19 protein-coding genes and 1 pseudogene are annotated in these 18,548 nt (G+C 71.3%); 15 read left to right on the forward strand and 5 right to left on the reverse strand.

Going from position 1 to position 18,548, the window contains the following annotated elements; all coding sequences use genetic code 11:
• Nucleotides 1-85 precede the first annotated feature (85 nt).
• Together ACO06I_RS18730 and ACO06I_RS18735 are read left to right on the forward strand one after the other, a co-directional pair.
• Nucleotides 86-1,426, forward strand: coding sequence for an anthranilate synthase component I family protein (locus ACO06I_RS18730; protein WP_421934138.1), 1,341 nt, complete (start codon nt 86-88; stop codon nt 1,424-1,426).
• Nucleotides 1,423-2,175, forward strand: a complete 753-nt coding sequence (locus ACO06I_RS18735; protein ID WP_421934139.1) for an aminotransferase class IV — start codon at nt 1,423-1,425, stop codon at nt 2,173-2,175. Before ACO06I_RS18730 ends, ACO06I_RS18735 begins: the two co-directional genes overlap by 4 nt.
• On the opposite strand, the gene ACO06I_RS18740 is transcribed toward ACO06I_RS18735, so the two are convergent.
• The 3 genes from ACO06I_RS18740 to ACO06I_RS18750 are packed head-to-tail and all read right to left on the reverse strand — an operon-like array spanning nt 2,172 to nt 3,835.
• Complete coding sequence (locus ACO06I_RS18740; protein ID WP_421934140.1) at nt 2,172-2,693, reverse strand: TadE/TadG family type IV pilus assembly protein; 522 nt, start codon at nt 2,691-2,693, stop codon at nt 2,172-2,174. The genes ACO06I_RS18735 and ACO06I_RS18740 overlap by 4 nt on opposite strands.
• The gene (locus tag ACO06I_RS18745) at nt 2,684-3,274 is read right to left on the reverse strand and encodes a TadE/TadG family type IV pilus assembly protein (protein WP_421934141.1); all 591 of its coding nucleotides are present in this window, start codon (nt 3,272-3,274) and stop codon (nt 2,684-2,686) included. Before ACO06I_RS18745 ends, ACO06I_RS18740 begins: the two co-directional genes overlap by 10 nt.
• A 57-nt stretch (nt 3,275-3,331) precedes the next feature.
• Nucleotides 3,332-3,835, reverse strand: coding sequence for a pilus assembly protein N-terminal domain-containing protein (locus ACO06I_RS18750; RefSeq protein ID WP_421934142.1), 504 nt, complete (start codon nt 3,833-3,835; stop codon nt 3,332-3,334).
• 306 nt (nt 3,836-4,141) lie between these two features.
• On the opposite strand from ACO06I_RS18750, the gene ACO06I_RS18755 reads away from it, so the two are divergent.
• The 11 genes from ACO06I_RS18755 (at nt 4,142) to ACO06I_RS18805 (ending at nt 15,273) form a co-directional block, all read left to right on the forward strand.
• Nucleotides 4,142-4,309, forward strand: coding sequence for a Flp family type IVb pilin (locus ACO06I_RS18755; protein ID WP_293495417.1), 168 nt, complete (start codon nt 4,142-4,144; stop codon nt 4,307-4,309).
• Between the two features lie 128 nt (nt 4,310-4,437).
• On the forward strand, nt 4,438-4,959 hold the full coding sequence (locus ACO06I_RS18760; protein WP_421934143.1) for an A24 family peptidase: 522 nt from the start codon (nt 4,438-4,440) through the stop codon (nt 4,957-4,959).
• A 148-nt stretch (nt 4,960-5,107) separates the two neighbouring features.
• Entirely contained in the window at nt 5,108-5,968 is an 861-nt protein-coding gene (gene cpaB / locus ACO06I_RS18765; protein ID WP_421934144.1) for a Flp pilus assembly protein CpaB, read from the forward strand.
• On the forward strand, nt 5,965-7,554 hold the full coding sequence (locus ACO06I_RS18770) for a type II and III secretion system protein family protein (protein WP_421934145.1): 1,590 nt from the start codon (nt 5,965-5,967) through the stop codon (nt 7,552-7,554). Before cpaB ends, ACO06I_RS18770 begins: the two co-directional genes overlap by 4 nt.
• A gap of 2 nt (nt 7,555-7,556) precedes the next feature.
• On the forward strand, nt 7,557-8,240 hold the full coding sequence (locus ACO06I_RS18775) for a CpaD family pilus assembly protein (RefSeq protein WP_421934146.1): 684 nt from the start codon (nt 7,557-7,559) through the stop codon (nt 8,238-8,240).
• A gap of 16 nt (nt 8,241-8,256) precedes the next feature.
• Entirely contained in the window at nt 8,257-9,720 is a 1,464-nt protein-coding gene (locus ACO06I_RS18780; protein ID WP_421934147.1) for an AAA family ATPase, read from the forward strand.
• The gene (locus ACO06I_RS18785) at nt 9,721-11,262 is read left to right on the forward strand and encodes a CpaF family protein (RefSeq protein ID WP_421934148.1); all 1,542 of its coding nucleotides are present in this window, start codon (nt 9,721-9,723) and stop codon (nt 11,260-11,262) included.
• 2 nt (nt 11,263-11,264) lie between these two features.
• On the forward strand, nt 11,265-12,257 hold the full coding sequence (locus tag ACO06I_RS18790; RefSeq protein ID WP_421934149.1) for a type II secretion system F family protein: 993 nt from the start codon (nt 11,265-11,267) through the stop codon (nt 12,255-12,257).
• 5 nt (nt 12,258-12,262) lie between these two features.
• Entirely contained in the window at nt 12,263-13,246 is a 984-nt protein-coding gene (locus ACO06I_RS18795) for a type II secretion system F family protein (RefSeq protein WP_421934150.1), read from the forward strand.
• Between the two features lie 127 nt (nt 13,247-13,373).
• The gene (locus tag ACO06I_RS18800; RefSeq protein WP_421934151.1) at nt 13,374-14,117 is read left to right on the forward strand and encodes a lysophospholipid acyltransferase family protein; all 744 of its coding nucleotides are present in this window, start codon (nt 13,374-13,376) and stop codon (nt 14,115-14,117) included.
• Nucleotides 14,118-14,166: 49 nt separating this feature from the next.
• Nucleotides 14,167-15,273, forward strand: coding sequence for an acyltransferase family protein (locus ACO06I_RS18805; RefSeq protein WP_421934152.1), 1,107 nt, complete (start codon nt 14,167-14,169; stop codon nt 15,271-15,273).
• 4 nt (nt 15,274-15,277) lie between these two features.
• Here the strand turns inward: ACO06I_RS18805 and ACO06I_RS18810 are convergent, their stop codons facing one another.
• A complete protein-coding gene (locus ACO06I_RS18810) occupies nt 15,278-16,093 on the reverse strand; it encodes a tetratricopeptide repeat protein (protein WP_421934153.1) in 816 nt (271 codons plus the stop codon).
• A 101-nt stretch (nt 16,094-16,194) separates the two neighbouring features.
• Between ACO06I_RS18810 and ACO06I_RS18815 the strand changes: the two genes are divergently transcribed.
• Together ACO06I_RS18815 and ACO06I_RS18820 are read left to right on the forward strand one after the other, a co-directional pair.
• Nucleotides 16,195-17,580, forward strand: coding sequence for a leucyl aminopeptidase family protein (locus tag ACO06I_RS18815; protein WP_421934154.1), 1,386 nt, complete (start codon nt 16,195-16,197; stop codon nt 17,578-17,580).
• The gene (locus ACO06I_RS18820) at nt 17,577-18,410 is read left to right on the forward strand and encodes an NlpC/P60 family protein (RefSeq protein WP_421934155.1); all 834 of its coding nucleotides are present in this window, start codon (nt 17,577-17,579) and stop codon (nt 18,408-18,410) included. Before ACO06I_RS18815 ends, ACO06I_RS18820 begins: the two co-directional genes overlap by 4 nt.
• A gap of 19 nt (nt 18,411-18,429) precedes the next feature.
• On the opposite strand, the pseudogene ACO06I_RS18825 reads toward ACO06I_RS18820, so the two are convergent.
• Nucleotides 18,430-18,527, reverse strand: a pseudogene (locus ACO06I_RS18825) (hypothetical protein); the annotation flags it as partial.
• Nucleotides 18,528-18,548 lie beyond the last annotated feature (21 nt).

Here is an 18,548-nt window from a genome sequence, read left to right on the forward strand (position 1 = left end):
GGGCGCCTCCGATTCAATTCCAAGCGAGGGCGCCAAGCTCACCGACTCCTTTCCTTCGACCCTCCAGGCGGGTAAGGCCCGGCCCATGCGCGTCGCAGCCCAGCTTCGGACGTCCTGGCGCGAGCCGCTCCAGGTGCTGTCGGCCTTCGCCGGGGAGCCGTGGGCGATCGGCTTCCTGTCCGGGGGCGAGGGGCCGCGGGCGCGGTGGTCCTATCTGGCGCGCAAGCCCGAGGCCGTCCTGACCCTGTCCGCCAGCGACGCGGCCGACCCCTTCGCGTCGCTTTCCCAACTGCTGGGTCCGCCTGGCGAGACCGCCCGGGGCGGGCCGCCGTTCCAGGGGGGGCTGGCGGGCCTGGCGTCCTATGAACTGGGAGACCGGGTGGAGGCGCTCGGCCTGGCGCGGAATCCCGACTGGCCCGACCTGGCGGTGGGGCTCTATGCCAGCGTGCTCGCCTTCGACCACCAGGACCGCCAGGTGGTGGCCATCGGCCGCGGCTTCGACGAGGCCGACAGCGAGCAGGCCGCCTTCGAGGCGATGGGCTGGCTGCAGGACCTGCCCAGGCCGGCGACGCGGGGGACCCTGACGGCGGGCCTGACGGCGTCGGACGGCGAGGCCTACGAGGCCGCCGTCGCCGAGGTGGTGGGCCGCATCCATGCGGGCGAGATCTTCCAGGCCAATGTCGCGCGGGCCTGGACGGGGCGGCTGGCGGCGGGGGCGACGCCCTTCGACTTGCTGGCGCGGCTGGCCGGGCAGAGCGCGGCGCCCTTCGCGGCCTATCTGCGGCTGGCCGGCCGGGCGGTGGTCTCCAACTCGCCGGAGCGCTTCATCGCCGTGGAGGCGGGCGGCGTCGCCGAGACCCGGCCGATCAAGGGCACCCGGCCGCGCGGCGCCACGGCGGCGCAGGACGCCGACCTGGTGGCCGAGCTGGCGGCCAGCCTGAAGGACCGGGCCGAGAACCTGATGATCGTGGACCTGATGCGCAACGACCTGGCCCGAGTCTGCGACCCCGGCAGCGTGAGGGTGCCCGGCCTGTGCGCGCCCGAGACCTTCGCCAACGTGCACCACCTGGTCTCCACGGTGACCGGGCGGCTGGCGGCGGGGCGGACGGCGATCGACCTCTTGAAGGCGGCCTTCCCGCCGGGCTCCATCACCGGAGCGCCCAAGGTCCAGGCCATGAAGGTGATCTCGGGCCTGGAGACGCCGCGCGGGCCCTATTGCGGCTCGCTGTTCTGGGCGGGCGCCGACGGGGCTTTCGATTCCAGCGTGCTGATCCGCACGGCGGCCTGCGTGCAGGACGCGGACGGCTGGCGGGTCGAGGCCCGGGCGGGGGCCGGCATCGTCGCCGACAGCGATCCGCGCGCCGAGCGGCGGGAGACGGAGGCGAAGATCGCGGCCCTGCTCCGCGCGATGGAGGCGGGCGCGTGATCCCCCTCGACGATCGCGGCCTGCTGCTGGGGGACGGGCTGTTCGAGACCCTGCTGGCGACGGACGGGCGGCTGGTGGAGGCCCCGGCCCACCTGGATCGGCTGGCGGCGGGCTGCGCGGCGCTGGGCCTGCCGGCGCCGGAGGCGGGGGAGGCCGAGGCGCTGATGGTCCGGGCGCTGGCCGAGGCCGGGCTTACCCGGGGACGGGCGGCGGTGCGGCTGACCTATACGGCCGGATCGGGCGGGCGGGGGCTGGAGCGGCCCGCCGCCCTGTCGCCCCGGCTGCTGGCCACCGCGGCGGCCTCGAAGGTTCCGACGACGCCCGCGCGACTGATGGTGAGCACGGTGGCGCGCAACGCCGGCTCGCCGGCCTCGCGGCTGAAGACCCTGTCCTATCTCGACAATGTGCTGGCCCGGCGCGAGGCCCTGGCGGCGGGCGCCGACGAGGCGGTGATGCTGAACGGGGCCGGCGAGGTGGCCTGCGCGGCGGCGGCCAACCTGTTCTGGGTGAGGGGCGGCCAGGTCTTCACCCCGGCCCTGGCCTGCGGGGTGCTGGAGGGCATCGTGCGCCGCCAGGTGATGGCGGCGGTCCCGGTGATCGAGGTCGCGGCCGGCGTCGAGGTCCTGCGGGCGGCGCAGGCGGTGTTCCTCACCAACAGCCTGATCGGCGTGCGGGCCGCCGCCAGCCTGGACGGCCAGCCCCTGGCGGGCTCGGACCTCGTCGCGGAGATCGCCCGCGCCGTGCGCTAGGGGGTGAAGGTCACCTGGCTGGTCTTGCGCGGCTTGAGGTAATATTTCTGGCTGAAGGTCATGGGGGCCGGCAGGGCCTTCTGCACCGGGGAGGTGTAGACATAGCTGGCCTCGGCCAGGATGACGCTCTCATTGGCGGCCACCAGGCCGGCGGGCAGGGTGGGCGCCGATGTGGCCGCCGCCATGCTTCCATAGCCCTTCGACCACATCACCTGGGCGACGCCGCCGGCGTCCTTGCGGATGCTGGTGACCCGCATGGAGAGGGCCGAGGACGGGAAGGGGGCGACGATCGCCTTTCCGACATTGAAGATGTCGGTCATCTCGGTGGAGGTGATGTCGGTGTCCTGGGCCACCAGGTCGCCGATGGCCGAGGCCACGTGGCTGGCCCGGCGGTCGGCCATCATGCCCTGGGTCAGCTCGGCCATGCCGTAATAGATCAGGATCATCACCGGGGCGACGAAGGCGAACTCGACGGCCGCGGCGCCGCGGCGGTCGCCGATCAGGTTTCTCAGGAACATTTGGCGCCCACCGGAGTCTGCGAGGAGTAGGGCTCGTTGCGGAAGGTGGCGACGGTGGAGATCAGCCGCTTGCCCGAGCCGGTTCCCATGTTCACCAGGGCGGCGTTCAGCAGCGGGGTGAAGACGTCCCACTGGTAGTAGGACCGCACCAGGACGATGTCGCCGGGGGCGCCGGTGGAGAAGCAGGTGGCGTCGGCCGCGGCCTGGGTGAAGGCCGTGCCGGCCGTGGGGCTGGAGCCGCTGGCGGCGGTGAAGTTGGCGAAGGTCTCGACGGCCACGGTGAGCTTGTTGCCGCAGGAGCTCTGCAGCCAGGACATGCGGTCGCAGACCAGGGTCTTGAAGTCGCCCTTGGCGTTGGAGCCGCTGCTCTGGAACTGGCCGGTGCGGATCTGGCGGGCGGCGTTGTCGGTGGCGTTCTGCAGGGTCACCGAGACCATGAACACCAGGCCCAGCTCGATGATGCCGAACATCAGGGCGCAGAAGGGCAGGGCGACGATGGCGAACTCGACCGCGGTGGCGCCGCGGGTGGCGCGGGAAAACCGCGTCAGCCGGTCGGAGAGGCGGAGAAGGCGGCGGCGCATGGCGTCCTCGAAGGGCGATCGAGGCGCCAGCATAGCCAAGTCTGCTGAATCGAAGGTTTAGGGGCTGGGCGCCGCGCCGCCCATGGCCCGGCGGGCCTCGGCCGCGCGCATGGCGTAGGCGTTGAAGCCGATGCTGTAGCGATTGTACTCGATCTCGGTCTCGCCCGGCATCGGGGTGCGCTCGCAGCGGCCGGCGCAGGCGTAGTTGTCGACGTGAGGCACCTCGTTGCCGCCGCTGGGGCCGCGATAGACCGAGATGCGGTTCACGTCCGGCGCCGAGACCGTCACCTGGCGGTCGAGGATCGTGCGGCCGCGGGCGTCCACCACGATGAGGTTGGTGACGCCATAGGCGCGGCCCTGGACCACCGCGGTGCGGCTGTCGACCACGTTGATGTCGGCGATGGCCGGGTTGCCGATCATCACGTCGCGGGCTCCGGCCGGCAGGCTGATGCGGACGCCCTGGTCGATCGGGGCCGAGATCGCGCCCGCCGCGGCGGCGGCCGAGACGCCGAGGAAGGCGCTCAGGACGGCGAGGAGGGCGGCGAGCAGGGGACGGCGCATGGGGGACCCGAAAAAAAACCTGATCCGAACCTGGCCTCGAATGGTCAAGAAACGCTGAACAAAAGACCGACTCACGCGCGCGCGAGAATCATTATGCAAAAACCCCGATTCCGGGCCGAATCCGGGTGCATGGTTAACCGATGTTCACAGTAAACGAAAGTAAACCATAGAAAGTTCTCGTCGAATACTTCCGTGTTTACTCAGCATTAAGCGCGGTGGGCGAAATTGATCCTGCAATTCGGGGCGAGCAAGTCGGTGACTTGATCCCTCACTCACCAACTGGTTCGCAAACTCAAGGAGACCACCATGTCCAAGTTCGTCACCCGCTTCCTGAAGGATGAATCCGGCGCCACGGCCATCGAGTATGGCCTGATCGCGGCTCTGATCGCCGTCGTGCTCATCACCGCGATGAACACCCTGTCGGGCAAGATCGCCGGCACCTTCACCAAGATCGGGACCGCGATGCCGCAATAAGCGGCCTCGCTCCGAAACATTGCGGGGGCCGCGGTGCGAAAGCGCCGCGGCCCTTTCGCTGTCTGAAACCCTCCGTTCATCCGATGGCGCCAGGATCGCCCGGCACGCCGCTTCCGATGGTTCCTCCCATGCTCCCGATCCTGCAGGCCGCCCTGCTCTGCATCTTCCCCGCCCTGGTGATCGTCGGCGCCCTGCGCGACGCGGTGAGCTACACCATCCCCAACTGGATCTCCGGCGCCCTGATCCTCGCCTTCTTCCCCGCCGCCCTGGCGCTGGGGGTGGACGCCGGCGCCATCGGCCTGCACGCCGGGGTGGGCCTCATCGCCCTGGTCATGGGCATGGTGATGTTCTCCCTGGGCTGGATCGGCGGCGGCGACGCCAAGCTGTTCGCCGCGGCCGGTCTCTGGCTCGGCTGGCCGGCGGCCGCCACCTACCTGCTGGTGACCGGCGTGGCCGGCGGCGCCCTGGCGCTGGCCCTGCTGGCTCTGCGTTCGATGTGGGTGCGGCCTTATGTCCAGAGCGGCCCGGCCTGGGTCGGCCGCCTGGCCACTCCGGGGGAGAATGTCCCTTATGGCGTGGCGATCGCGGCCGGCGCGCTCGCCGCCTTCCCGGCCTCGACCCTGGCGCTGGCCTTTCCCGGGCTCTTCTGAAGCCATTCCTTTAGCCCGCGTTAACCATGCGGGCCCCAAAAGCGAGGCGCCGGCAGAAGGTCGGGAGTTTCGAATCGTGCGCGCCACTCGCGGATCGCGGGGCCGCCGGCCAGCCACCTGCTCACGCGGGAGCCTCGAGTAGTCGTTCATGGGCGCCGTCCGCATCGCCATCTTCGCCGTCGCCGCGATCGTCGCCATTGTGCTGGCGTTCCTCGTGCGCGGCATGGTGGCCCCGAAGAAGCCGCCGGCCCCGGTCGCCGTGGCCGCCGCGCCGGCCAAGCCCATGGCCAATGTCCTGGTGGCCAGCCGCGACCTGCCGGTGGGCGCCCGGCTCTCGGCCACCGACATGAGCTGGCAGCCCTGGCCCGTCGAGGCCCTGAACCCCCAATTCGTCACCGACGGCGCAGCGCCGGCCGCCCCCGTCCAGGGCGCCGCCCAGGTCGCCCAGAAAGCCGCCCAGACCACCAACGCCATGATGTCCCAGGGCCCGATGGCCGCCTTCGACGGCTCCATCGTCAAGGAGGCCATGCTGAAGGGCGAGCCGGTGGTGGCTCGCAAGGTCGTCCGCGGCGGCCAGAGCGGCTACATGGCCGTGGTGCTGGCGCCGGGCATGCGGGCCATGAGCGTGCCCATCAACGCCGAGACCGCGGCCGGCGGCTTCATCCTGCCCGGCGACCGGGTCGACGTGCTACAGAGCCGCCAGGCCCCCGACGGCCGCGCCTTCATCACCGAGACCCTGATGCGCAACCTGCGCGTCCTGGCCATCGACCAGAAGACCGATCCCGAGAAGGACGCCCGCACCATCGTCGGCGCCGTGGCCGTCTTGGAGGTTCCGGCCTCCGACATGGAGGTGCTGGCCCGCGGCAAGGCCCAGGGCGAGATGCAACTGGCCCTGCGCTCCTATGCCGACCTCGGCGGCTCGGCCTCGCGCGGCGTCGCCCGCCGCGGGACCAACCCCGGCCTGCGCGTCTTCCGTGGCGGCGCCGCCAGCGAGGTGCTCGTCAAATGACCCGTCTCGCCAGCCTCCTTCTCGGCGTCACCGTCGGCCTCGCCGCGGCCACCGGCGCCCTGGCCCAGGGCCAGCCCGGACTGGTCACCGGCTCGGCGGTGGTCCGCGTGGACCTCAACGCCCTGGGCGGCGCGACCCAGGCCCTGTCCCTGCCCATGGGCAAGTCGGCGATCATCGAACTGCCGGTGGACGCCCGCGACGTGCTGGTGACCAAGCCCGGCGTGGCCGACGCCGTGCTGCGCTCGCCGCGCCGGATCTTCATCCTGGGGATGAAGGCGGGCCAGACCGACGCCGTGTTCTTCGACGGGACCGGCCGCCGGATCCTGTCCCTCGACATCCGCGTCGACCAGGACACCTCGGCCATCGCCCAGACCATCAACCGCATCCTGCCGGGGGCGCGGGTGCAGGTGGACGGCATCAATTCCAGCGTCATCCTGTCGGGCCAGGTGGCCAATCTGGGCGACGCCGACAAGGCCATGCAGATCGCCCGGGCCTCGGTGGACAAGCCCGAGCAGGTCCTCAACATGATGACCATCGCCGGCAAGGACCAGGTGATGCTGAAGGTGCGCATCGTCGAGATGCAGCGCAACGTCATCAAGCAGCTCGGCTTCAATCTCAGCGCGGTGATGAACCAGCTGGGGGAGCCGCAGTACCTGCTGGGCACGGCGGCCAGCTTCGCGGTCAACGGCGCCCTGCTGGGGGGCATCTCCACCGGCTACAAGCTCAACACCACCCAGCAGCCGGTGGTGAACCGCAGCGTCGTGGTGCCGACCCAGGTCTATGACTCCAACACCGGCACCTATCACACCGAATATCCGCGCCAGAACTTCGACTTCGTCGACCGCAACGACCCGCTGTCGGCGAACAAGACCACGGCCGGCGACCCGGGCCTGAACCAGGCCGAGAGCACCCTGAAGGCCTTCGAGCGGGTGGGCCTGGTGCGCATGCTGGCCGAGCCGAACCTGACGGCGGTGTCGGGCGAGTCGGCCAAGTTCCTGGCCGGCGGCGAGTACCCCGTGCCCGTGGCCCAGGACGACACCGGCAAGATCACCATCGAGTTCAAGCCCTTCGGCGTGGGCCTCGGCTTCACCCCGGTGGTGATGTCCTCCGGCCGCATCGCGCTGAAGATCTCCACCGAGGTCTCCGAGCTCACCAGCCAGGGCTCCTTCAGCGTCACCAGCGCCTCCACCGGCACCGCCCTGACCATCCCGGCCCTCAATGTCCGCCGCGCCGAGACCAGCGTGGAGATGTCCTCGGGCGGCTCGATGATGATCGCGGGCCTACTGCAGGAGAAGACCAAGCAGAACCTCGACGGACTGCCGGGCATGACCACCCTGCCGGTGCTGGGATCGCTGTTCCGGAGCCGCGACTATCTGAGCGGCGAGACCGAGCTGGTGGTGATCGTCACCCCCTATATCGTCACCCCCACCAGCCCCGACCGGATGCAGACCCCGGTGGACGGGATGAAGGTGGCCAACGACGCCTCGACCCTGCTGCTGGGTCAGCTGACCAAGGCCTACAAGGCCAAGCCCGAGGCCCAGGCGGGCCGCGCCTACCAGGGGCCGTACGGCTACGTGATCGAATGAACATGCTGCTGAGATCCTCCCTGTCCCTGGCGGCCCTGGCGTTCAGCCTGAGCGCCTGCGCCAGTCCCAACGTCCCCGACCGCATCGCCGAGGCCCGCACCCCCACCGAGCACTTCGCCGCCACCGCCACCGGCATGGAGGAGGAGATCGCCCTGGCGATCCACGCCCAGGGCCTGTCCCCCAATCAGGCGACCGCCCTGCTGGACTTCCTGGACGGCTGGCGCGAGGCCGCCACCGGCGGGGCCATCACCGTGCAGGTCCCGGCCGGCGGCGCCGACTCTGGCTCCGCCTACCACTCTGGCGAGGCCGTGCGCAGCTTCCTGCAGGCCCACGGGGTCGCCGAGGCGATGATCCGCACGGCCGGCTACGACGCCGCCGCCGAGGCCGGCGCCCCGGTGCGGGTCGGCTACACCCGCTATCAGGTGACCCTGCCGCGCTGCGGCCGGGAATGGACCAATATCGCCCACTCGGCCAACAACGAGGTGCAGCCCAATTTCGGCTGCGCGGTGACCGCCAACATGGCCGCCCAGATCGCCAATCCGGCCGACCTGGTGCGTCCCGCCGAGATGGGTCCCTCCGACGCCCAGCGCCGCATCAACGTGCTGGAAAAGTACCGCAAGGGCGAGAACACCTCCTCGGCCGAGGACAAGCAGGCCAAGGGCGCCATCTCCTCGGTGGCGCCATGACCGGGACCTTCCGCGCATGAAGCCGCAGGCTGATCCCTTCGATCTGGAGTTCGAGGCCGACGACGAGTTCACCTCGCCGTCCAGCGACGCCTGGCGCGAGACGCCGATGGCGCCCGCCGGCTCGGCCGCCGATCCCTTCGCCGACTTCCCCCCGGCCCGCGAGCCCGACGCCCGCGATCCGCGCGGCGACGCCCTGGCCGACGACCTGCACCAGCCCGATCCGCCGCGCCCCCAGATCCCCAACCCCGTCCACGAGATGATCGCCGGGGCCGAGGCGGCGCTGGGCGAGCACACCCTGCCGCGCATCACCATCCACGTCTTCTGCGCCCAGCCCGAGACCGCCGACCTGGTGGAGCGGGCCGCCGCCGACCGCCGGATGGAGCGCGCCGCCGTGGTGGTGCGCATGGGCGGCCTGACCGGCGCCTTCGAGACCTATCAGAACCAGCCCACCCCCTCGCTCGTGATGGTGGAGAGCCTGGATCCCGCGCCGCAGCTGATCGCCCAGCTCGACCAGCTGGCCGAGGTCTGCGATCCCGGCACCAAGGTGGTGGTGATCGGGGCGGCCAACGACATCGCCCTCTATCGCGAGCTGATGCGCCGCGGGGTCAGCGAGTACCTGGTCCCGCCGCTGAACCCGCTGCAGGTGGTGCGCACGGTCACCAGCCTCTACGCCGACCCGTCCGCCCCCTTCGTCGGCCGCCAGATCGCCTTCTGCGGCGCCAAGGGCGGGGCTGGCGCCTCCACCGTGGCCCACAACGTGGCCTATTCCATCACCGAGCGCCTGCACACCGGCGCGGTGCTGGTGGACCTGGACCTTGCCTTCGGCACCGCCGGCCTCGACTTCAACCAGGACCCCCTGCAGGGGGTGGCCGACGCGCTCAGCCAGCCCGACCGCCTGGACCCGGTGCTGATGGACCGGATGATGGCCCGCTGCACCGAGCGGCTGTCGCTGTTCGCCGCCCCGGCCACCCTGGACACCGACTACGACATCGGCCCGGAGGCCTATGAGGAGGTCACCCAGAAGATCCGCTCGGCCGCCCCCTTCGTGGTGCTGGACCTGCCCCATCTGTGGACCGCCTGGACGCGCAAGATCCTGCTGTCCTCCGACGACCTGGTGATCGTGGCGACGCCGGACCTGGCCTCCCTGCGCAACGCCAAGAACATGATCGACCTGGTGCGCCGGGCCCGGCCCAACGACGCCCCGCCGCGCCTGGTGTTGAACCAGGTCGGCGTGCCGGGCCGCCCGGAGATCCCGGTGAAGGACTTCGGCGAGGCGCTCGGCCTGACCCCGTCGCTGAGCCTGCCCTTCGATCCCAAGCTGTTCGGCCAGGCGGCCAACAACGGCCAGATGCTGAGCGAGGTGGCGCCCAGGTCGCGGTCCGCAGAGGGCCTGGACTTCCTGGCCCAGCAGATCGCCCGCCGCGACCCGCCGCCGGTGCAGAAGACCTCCCTGTTCGGCAGTCTGTTCAAGCGCAAGTAGATGTTCGGCAAGCGTCCCACCGACGGCGATGCCTCCGCGGCCCGCAAGGCCCCGCCTCCGGCCGCGGCCGAGGGCGTGGCGATCGCCACCCGTCCCCAGAGGATCGAGCCCTCCGCCGCGCCGGCCCCCTCCGTCGCCCCGGTCAAGGGCGCCCCGGAGACGCAGCGGGCCGGGGGCCAGCCCACGGCCGGTCCCAAGGCGACCCTGGCCTTCGAGCAACTGCGCGCCGCCCAGGGCCCCGCGCCGGCCACCCAGGTCGTGCGCGAGCAGACCGACTACTACCACGCCACCAAGACCACGATCTTCAACGCCCTGATCAACACCATCGACCTGGCCCAGCTGGCCCAGCTGGACGTCAAGCAGGCCGGGGAGGAGATCCGCGACATCGTCGCCGAGCTGGTGGCGATCAAGAACGTGTCGATGTCGGTGGCCGAGCAGGACATGCTCGTCCAGGACATCATCAACGACGTCCTGGGCTACGGGCCGCTGGAGCCGCTGCTGGCTCGCGACGACATCGCCGACATCATGGTCAACGGCGCCGGCCGGGTGTTCATCGAAGTGGCCGGCAAGGTGCAGCTGACCAATGTCCGGTTCCGCGACAACGCCCAGCTGATGAACATCTGCCAGCGGATCGTCAGCCAGGTGGGCCGCCGGGTCGATGAGAGCTCGCCGATCTGCGACGCCCGCCTGCCGGACGGCTCCCGGGTCAACGTCATCGCCCCGCCGCTGTCGCTGGACGGGCCGACCCTGACGATCCGGAAGTTCAAGAAAGACAAGCTGACCATGAAGAACCTGGTGGACTATCAGTCCATCAGCCCCGAGGGGGCCCGGGTTCTCGGCGTGATCGGCGCCTGCCGCTGCAACCTGATCATCTCGGGGGGCACCGGCTCGGGCAAGACCACACTGCTCAACACGCTGACGGCCTTCATCGACCCCACCGAGCGGGTGGTGACCTGCGAGGACGCCGCCGAACTGCAGCTGCAGCAGCCCCACGTGGTGCGGCTGGAGACCCGGCCCCCCAACCTGGAGGGCCAGGGCCAGATCACCATGCGCGACCTGGTGAAGAACTGCCTGCGGATGCGGCCGGAAAGGATCATCGTCGGCGAAGTCCGTGGCCCGGAAGCCTTCGACCTGCTGCAGGCCATGAACACCGGCCATGACGGCTCCATGGGCACCCTGCACGCCAACTCGCCCCGCGAGGCCATCAGCCGGGTGGAATCGATGATCACCATGGGGGGCTACGGCCTGCCCTCGCGAACCATCCGCGAGATGATCGTCGGCTCGGTGGACGTCATCGTCCAGGCCGCCCGCCTGCGGGACGGCTCGCGTCGCATCACCCACATCACCGAGGTGGTGGGGCTGGAGGGCGACGTGATCATCACCCAGGACCTGTTCGTCTACGAGATCACCGGCGAGGACGCCGACGGCAATGTGGTGGGCCGCCACCGCTCCACCGGCATCGCCCGGCCGCGGTTCTGGGACCGCGCCCGCTATTACGGGCTGGAGCGCGAGCTGGCCGAAGCCCTCGACGCGTCGGAATAGGGATGGGCGCGACCCTCATCACCGCCATGGCCGCCCTGCTGGGCTTCCTGGTGATCGCCGGGCTGGGCCTGGCGCTGTCGGGCCCGGGGACCGGTCAGGCGCGGACCCTGAAGCGGGCCCAGGCCATCGTCGGCGGCCGCGACGCCCCGTCCCAGCGCGGCGGCCGGCGGCCGGCCGTCACCGCCCAGGACCAGCGTCGGCGCCAGATCCTCAAGACCCTGCGCGAGCAGGAGAAACAGCAGAAGAAGGCCACCCTGACCGTGGCCGCCAAGCTGCAGCAGGCCGGGCTGGCGGACAATGTCCGCGGCTTCTGGATCATCTGCGGCATCGTCGGCCTGGTGGTGATGGCGCTGGCCATGCTGCTGGGCCAGAAGCCTCTGATCGGCCTGGGCCTGGGCTTCGCCGCGGGCTTCGGCGCGCCGCGCTGGGTGCTCAGCTTCCTGGGGGCCCGGCGCACCAAGAAGTTCACCGAGGCCTTTCCCGACGCCATGGACATCATCACCCGCGGCATCCGCTCGGGCCTGCCGGTGCATGACAGCCTGCGCGTGATCGGCCAGGAGACCCAGGAACCCCTGGCCGGCGAGTTCAAGCGGCTGGTGGAGGCCATCGGCATGGGGGTCTCCGTCGACCAGGCCCTGGACAAGATGTACGCCCGCATGCCGACCCCGGAGGTGCGATTCTTCGCCATCGTGCTGGCCATCCAGGCCAAGACCGGGGGCAACCTGGCCGAGGCCCTGGGCAACCTCTCCAGCGTGATCCGGGCGCGCAAGCTGATGCGCGAGAAGATCAAGGCCATGTCCGGCGAGGCGGTGGCCTCGGCCATCATCATCGGCTCCCTGCCGCCCGGCGTGGTGGCCCTGATCAGCGTCACCAGCCCGGCCTATATGAAGCCGATGTTCGACGATCCCCGCGGCCACATGATGCTGGCGGTGGGCGCGTTCTGGATGGCGCTCGGCATCTTCACGATGCGCAAGATGATCAATTTCAAGATCTAGCGGCCATGAACCTGATCGCCGCCCTCACCAATCCCGACAACCTGCTCTCGGCCTTCGTGGCCCTGGTCTGCTTTGCGACCATCGTCTCGATCGCCATGCCGATGATCAACAAGTCGACCCTGGAGACCCGGCTGAAGTCGGTCTCCTCCCGGCGCGAGGAGCTGCGGCGCAAGTCCCGCGAGGCCCTGGCGGTGAAGAGCAACGGCGGCGGCACCCTGCGCCACGCCGACGAGGGGATGTACAAGAAGGTCGTGGACCGCCTGCAGCTCTCGCGGCTGCTGGAGGACCCCAAGGTGGTGGAGAAGCTGGCCCAGGCCGGGTTCCGCGGCCCCAAGCCGGTGTCCACCTTCTACTTCTTCCGCTTCGTCCTGCCCTTCGCCTTCGCGCTGGCCGCCGCCCTCTACCTGTTCCTGGTCAACGACTTCGGCCTGAGTCCGATGAACCGGGTGGTCTGCTGCGTCGTGGGCCTGACGCTCGGCTACTACGCCCCCAACATCTACATCAGCAACGTGGCCCAGAAGCGCCGGGAGAGCATCGTCGGCGCCTTCCCCGACAGCCTCGACCTGCTGCTGATCTGCGTGGAATCGGGGATGTCCATCGAGGCGGCGATCCAGAAGGTCAGCCAGGAGATCGGCGGCACCTCCATCGAGCTGGCCGAGGAGCTGACCCTGCTGACCGCCGAGATCTCCTACCTGCCCGAGCGGCGGATGGCCTATGAGGGCCTGGCCATGCGGACCAACCATCCCGGCATCCGCTCGGTGACCACGGCCATGATCCAGGCCGAGCGCTACGGCACGCCCCTGGGCGCCGCCCTGCGGGTGATGGCCAAGGAGAACCGCGACATGCGCCTGGCCTTCGCCGAGAAGAAGGCCGCGCAGCTTCCGGCCAAGCTGACCGTGCCGATGATCCTGTTCTTCCTGCCGGTGCTGTTCATCGTCATCCTGGGTCCGGCGGTGATCAAGGTCCAGGACATGGTCGCCCAGCACTAGGCCGCCGCCTCAGGACCGGTTGAAAAGCCGGAAACCCCAGCCTAGATCCCGCGTTTCAGAGGTTCCCGCCCGCTCGTGACCCGCCACGGCGGGGGGTTTTGGGGCGGCCGACCGCGTGAAGAAGCTGTTGCGTAGACCGAGCGTCCAGGCCGTCCTCGGCTGGACGCTCTGGCTGCACCTGGCGCTGGTGCGGCGCACCACCCGCTGGCGGCACGAGGGCCTGGAGCGGATGGCCCCGGCCCTGGTCACCGGCCAGCCGGCCATAGCCCTCTTCTGGCACGGCCGCATTCCCCTCTGCCTGGGCCTGGCCCAGGTCTGGTGGCGGCGGCAGGGCCTGCGCTGCATGGTCTCCCCCTCCGGCGACGGCGAATTCATCGCCCGCGCGCTCGCCCGCGCCCGCTTCCCCGCCATCCGCACCTCCTCGGCCCGCAAGGGCGACGCGGCCAAGGCCCGGGTCATCGTGGCGGCCTTCCGCGAGGCGGTGGCCTGGGTGAAGGCCGGCGGGGTGCTGGTGGTGACCCCCGACGGCCCCCGAGGCCCCGGCGAGGTGATCGCGCTCGGCTCCCTGCAGATCGCCCGGCGGACCGGGGCGCCGATCTATCTCATGGGGGTGTCGGCGGCCCACGCCATCACCCTCGACACCTGGGACCGGCTGACCTTCGCCTGGCCCTTCGGGCGCGGGGCGACGGTGTGGGACGGGCCCTTCCACGTGCCGGCCGAGGCCGACGACGCCGCCCTGCGGACCCTGGCCGAGGAGCTGTCGCGGCGGCTGAGCGCGGTGACCCGGCGGGCCGACCTGCTGGCGGGGGCGGGCCGGGCGCGGGAGGCCGAGGCCCAGGACTTCCGCGGCCGGGAAGGGCTGCCGGGCTAGGGCCGGGGCGTTTACCCGTCCTTGAGGCGTTTGGCCGCAGGATGGGGCCATGCCGCGTCCAGAGAACCTCAAGCCGCTCACGACCCTGCGCATCTTCGCCGCGGCCTGGGTGGTGCTCTACCACTACTGGCCGCAGCTGGTGGCCGGCGCGCGGCCCAATGCGGTGGAGAAGGGCTATCTGGGGGTGGAGCTGTTCTTCGTCCTCTCGGGCTTCATCCTCTGCCACGTCTATCTGCAGAGCTTCGGGGAGAAGCGGTTCTCCTACGGGAGCTTCCTGTGGGCGCGGCTGGCGCGGATCTATCCGGTGCACCTGGCGACGCTGGGAGGCCTGGCGGCCCTGATCGCCGCGGCCTCGGCGGCCGGCTTCTCGGCCGGGGACAATGTGGTGGTCTGGAGTTCGCTGCCGGCCCAGGTGCTGCTGCTGCAGGCCTGGGGCCTGGCGCCGGACGGGGGCTGGAACCATCCCTCCTGGTCGATCTCCGCCGAATGGTTCGCCTATGTGACCTTCCCGGCCTTCGCCCTGGCCTTCTGGCCCCTGCGGGCCCGGCCGTGGTTGGCGACCCTGCTGGCCGGCCTGCTGGTGGCGGCGCTGAACCTGATCTTCCCCTTGATCTCCGGCTATCCCCTCACCGAGGCCACCACGGCCTGGGGGGCGCTGCGGATCGTGCCCTGCTTCGCCTTCGGCTGCGCCGTCTACCTGCTGTGGCGCAACCGGGTGGTGACCTCCCAGGCCGGCGCCAAGGGTCTGGCCGCGGGCCTGCTGATCGCCATCGCCGGCGGGGCGGCCTTCGAGCTGCCGGACTTCCTGATGGTGCTGATGTTCGGCGGCCTGATCCTGGCGCTCGCCAGCATGGCCAGCACGGGCTCGAAGATCATGGGCTCGCCGCTGGGGGTCTATCTCGGCGAGGTGAGCTTCTCGGTCTACATGATCTGCATCCCCTGGGAGCTGGTCTTCACCCGGGTCGCCCGCGCGGGCCTGGGCCTCGACGAGGGGCCGCTGCCCTGGCCGGTCTGGGCGGCGATGTTCGCCGGCGTGATCCCGGCGGCCATGGTCCTGCACCACCTGGTGGAGCGCCCGGCGCGCAACGCCATGCGGGCCTGGGAAGTGTCCGGCTTCCGGCTCCCCGGCGCGCGGGCCGCGGCGGAGCCGACCTAGACCCCTACTGGGCCGTCCGCACCGAGTCCCAGGAGCGGGGCGGTCCGGCCGGGTTTGGCGCCACGGCGCGCAGGAAGGCCATGTTGTTGGCCACCGCCTCCGGCGGCAGGTCCTGGCGCACCAGTTTCTCGGCCTCGTCGAAGCGGCCCTGCAGCCCCAGGACCAGGGCCAGGTTCTGACGCACCGCCATGGGGGCGCCGGGCTTGGCGGCGGCGGTGCGCAGCAGGGTCTCGGCCTGGGGGGCGTCCCCGTGGCTGGCGTAGAACAGGGCCAGGTTGCAGAGGACGGCGGGGTTCTCCGGGGCCAGGGCCGCGGCCTGGCGGTGGGCCTCCAGGGCCTCCTCCGGGCGGCCGGCCTGCTCATAGGCCACGCCGAGCAGGGAGGCCGGGCGCCAGTCGCGGGGGGCCAGGGCCTGGGCCTGGCGGGCGGGCTCGATGCCGTAGAAGCCCTGGCCGGAGCCGACCTTGGCGCGGGCGACCTCCAGCAGGGCCTCGACGTTCTTGGGATCGATCACCAGGACCCGCTGGGCGGCCTGGGCGGCGTCGTCGTACTTGCCCATGGCGCGCAGGGCCTGGGCGAGGTTCACCCCGGCCTCGGCGTCGCGGGGATCGATGTCGGTCTCCCGGCCCCAGAAGGCGGCGCGGGCCAGGGGATCGAGGCGGGCGGCCAGGCCGCGTTCCTCGGCGGTGGCGCGCTGGACGGCGGGCGCGGCGGGGGCCGGCGCGGCCTTGACCTCCGGCGGCTTGGCGGCGGCGGCCGGCAGGGCGGCGGCGAGGCTGAGGGCCAGGGCGGTTGCGGCGAGGGCCGACATGCGACACATGGACAGACAGGCTCCGGGATGATCCTCGACACCATCCCCCAGCCGCTTAAAGGAAGCGTTAAGCATAAAGCGGGCGGCGTCGCCCGCGTCAGGGCCGATCCATGACCGAAGTGATCCTTGCGACCTCCGAGCGCGCCACCGTCCCGGTGCACGCCTTGTACGACAGCGAGCTGGAGGGGTTCCTGGCGGGGCAGGCGGCCTTCGCCAGGGCCTATGCCGAGCTCTCGGAGTTCAAGGCCAAGGCGGGCCAGGTCCTAGTCCTGCCGGGCGCCGAGGGGGCGATCGAGGCGGTGCTGTTCGGCCTGGGGTCCAGCCCCGCCGATCCGATGGTGTTCCGCGGCCTGCCGGCCAAGCTGCCCACCGGCGACTACGCCATGGCCACGACCCCGGCCGGGATCAGCCTCGACCAGATCGCGCTGGCCTTCGCCTTGGGCAGCTACAGGTTCGACCGCTACAAGCAGAAGAAGACCCATGACCGGCCGCGCCTGGTGGCGCAGGGCGCCGACGTCGCCGAGGTCAATTCCATCGCCCACGCCTGCGCCCTGGCCCGCGACATGGTCAATACGCCGGCCAACGACCTGGGCCCCCTGCAGCTGGAGACCATCGCCCGCGAGATCGCCGAGCAGTACGGCGCCGCCATCACCGTGGTGACCGGGGAGGGCCTGCTGGAGGCCAACTATCCCGCCGTTCACGCCGTGGGCCGCGCCGCCGTGGAGGCCCGCGCCCCCCGCATGATCGAGATGAGCTGGGGCGAGGCCGGCAAGCCCCTGGTCTGCCTGGTGGGCAAGGGCGTCGTATTCGACACCGGCGGCCTGGACATCAAGCCCTCGGCCGGCATGCGGCAGATGAAGAAGGACATGGGGGGCGCCGCCCACGTCCTGGCCCTGGGGCGGATGATCATGGCCGCCCAGCTGCCGGTGCGGCTGTCGATCCTGGTCCCGGTGGCGGAGAACGCCATCAGCGGCGACGCCATGCGGCCCGGCGACGTGCTGGACAGCCGCAAGGGCCTGACCATCGAGGTGGGCAACACCGACGCCGAGGGCCGCCTGATCCTGGCCGACGCCCTGACGCGGGCCTGCGAGTTGGAACCGGCCCTGACGCTGGATCTCGCCACCCTGACCGGGGCGGCGCGCGCGGCGCTGGGGCCGCAATTGCCGCCCTTCTACACCGACGACGAGGAGCTGGCGGGCCAGATCGAGGCGGCCATGGCCGAGGTCTCCGACCCGATGTGGCGCATGCCGCTCTGGAAGGGCTATGTCGACAGCCTCGACAGCGACGTGGCCGATATCAAGAACGACCCGGACGGCTGGGCCCAGGCGGGCTCGGTGACGGCGGCCCTGTTCCTGCAGCGGTTCGCGCCGGCCGGCGCCTGGGCGCACTTCGACATCTTCGCCTGGAACCCGCGCAACCGGCCGGGCTGGACGGCGGGCGCGGAGGCGCAGGCCATCCGGGCGCTCTACCAGATGATCCGGACGCGGTTTGCGTGAGCCTCGACCCGCGTAACACCCTGGCCCGTCCCGACCTCGCCGCCCGGTCCCTGGAGGGGCTGGCGGCGGCCAGCGCCTATGCCGATCCGACCCCGATGACGGCGGCGGCGCCCGCCGCCGCCCTGCGCGCGGCCCCCGACGGGGACGCCGAGCAGGTGGACCAGCTGCTGTTCGGCGAGACCTTCGAGGTGCTGGAGGAGAGGGCCGGCTTCTGCTGGGGCCAGGCGCCCCGCGACGGCTATGTGGGCTATGTGGCCCGGACCGACCTCGCCCCCCTGGCGCCGGCCCCGACCCACCGGGTGGCGGCGATCCGCACCTACGCCTTCAAGGATCCCAGCATCAAGAGCCGGGCGCTGGGGCCCTATTCCCTGGGCGCCCTGGTGGCGGTGGAGGCGCGCGAAGGCCGGTTCGCCAAGGCCGCCGGGTGCGGCTGGTTCGTCGAGGCGCACCTGTCGTCCATCGGGGTCTTCGAGACCGACTTCGTGGCGGTGGCGCAGCGCTATCTCGGCGCGCCCTATCTGTGGGGCGGGCGAGAGAGCCTGGGGCTGGACTGCTCGGGCCTGGTGCAGCAGGCCCTGCTGGCCTGCGGCCGGGCCTGCCCGCGGGACACCGACCAGCAGGCGCTCATGGGACAGGCCGTGCGAGCCGAAGTCCTCTTGAGAGGCGACCTGGTGTTCTGGCGCGGTCACGTGGCGATCCTGCTGGACCCGGCCACCATCCTGCACGCCAATGCCCACCACATGGCCGTGGCCGTCGAGCCCCTGGCGGAGGCGGTGGCGCGGATCGCGGCCACCAGCACCGGCCAGCCGACGGGATATCGGCGGATCTAGGGGGCGCCCTCCGCATATTCACGACGTCATCCCGGACGGCCGACAGGCCGATCCGGGACCCAGGGCGGAGGGCTGGGCCCCTGGGTCCCGGCTCTCCGCTGCGCTGCGGCCGGGATGACGGAGCAGCGCCCATACGAA

The sequence above is a fragment of the Phenylobacterium sp. genome (assembly GCF_965229015.1).
Taxonomy (GTDB): Bacteria; Pseudomonadota; Alphaproteobacteria; order Caulobacterales; family Caulobacteraceae; genus Phenylobacterium.

Excerpts from the sequence above, each read along its gene's own strand:
- ACO06I_RS18815 (WP_421934154.1), top strand. The coding sequence starts at position 16,195 with ATGACCGAAGTGATCCTTGCGACCTCCGAGCGCGCCACCGTCCCGGTG.
- ACO06I_RS18795 (WP_421934150.1), top strand. The coding sequence starts at position 12,263 with ATGAACCTGATCGCCGCCCTCACCAATCCCGACAACCTGCTCTCGGCC.
- ACO06I_RS18780 (WP_421934147.1), top strand. The coding sequence starts at position 8,257 with ATGAAGCCGCAGGCTGATCCCTTCGATCTGGAGTTCGAGGCCGACGAC.
- ACO06I_RS18760 (WP_421934143.1), top strand. The coding sequence starts at position 4,438 with ATGCTCCCGATCCTGCAGGCCGCCCTGCTCTGCATCTTCCCCGCCCTG.
- ACO06I_RS18755 (WP_293495417.1), top strand. The coding sequence starts at position 4,142 with ATGTCCAAGTTCGTCACCCGCTTCCTGAAGGATGAATCCGGCGCCACG.
- ACO06I_RS18740 (WP_421934140.1), bottom strand. The coding sequence starts at position 2,693 with ATGTTCCTGAGAAACCTGATCGGCGACCGCCGCGGCGCCGCGGCCGTC.
- ACO06I_RS18785 (WP_421934148.1), top strand. The coding sequence starts at position 9,721 with ATGTTCGGCAAGCGTCCCACCGACGGCGATGCCTCCGCGGCCCGCAAG.
- ACO06I_RS18730 (WP_421934138.1), top strand. The coding sequence starts at position 86 with ATGCGCGTCGCAGCCCAGCTTCGGACGTCCTGGCGCGAGCCGCTCCAG.
- ACO06I_RS18805 (WP_421934152.1), top strand. The coding sequence starts at position 14,167 with ATGCCGCGTCCAGAGAACCTCAAGCCGCTCACGACCCTGCGCATCTTC.
- ACO06I_RS18810 (WP_421934153.1), bottom strand. The coding sequence starts at position 16,093 with ATGTGTCGCATGTCGGCCCTCGCCGCAACCGCCCTGGCCCTCAGCCTC.
- ACO06I_RS18790 (WP_421934149.1), top strand. The coding sequence starts at position 11,265 with ATGGGCGCGACCCTCATCACCGCCATGGCCGCCCTGCTGGGCTTCCTG.
- ACO06I_RS18770 (WP_421934145.1), top strand. The coding sequence starts at position 5,965 with ATGACCCGTCTCGCCAGCCTCCTTCTCGGCGTCACCGTCGGCCTCGCC.
- ACO06I_RS18775 (WP_421934146.1), top strand. The coding sequence starts at position 7,557 with ATGCTGCTGAGATCCTCCCTGTCCCTGGCGGCCCTGGCGTTCAGCCTG.
- ACO06I_RS18745 (WP_421934141.1), bottom strand. The coding sequence starts at position 3,274 with ATGCGCCGCCGCCTTCTCCGCCTCTCCGACCGGCTGACGCGGTTTTCC.
- cpaB (WP_421934144.1), top strand. The coding sequence starts at position 5,108 with ATGGGCGCCGTCCGCATCGCCATCTTCGCCGTCGCCGCGATCGTCGCC.
- ACO06I_RS18750 (WP_421934142.1), bottom strand. The coding sequence starts at position 3,835 with ATGCGCCGTCCCCTGCTCGCCGCCCTCCTCGCCGTCCTGAGCGCCTTC.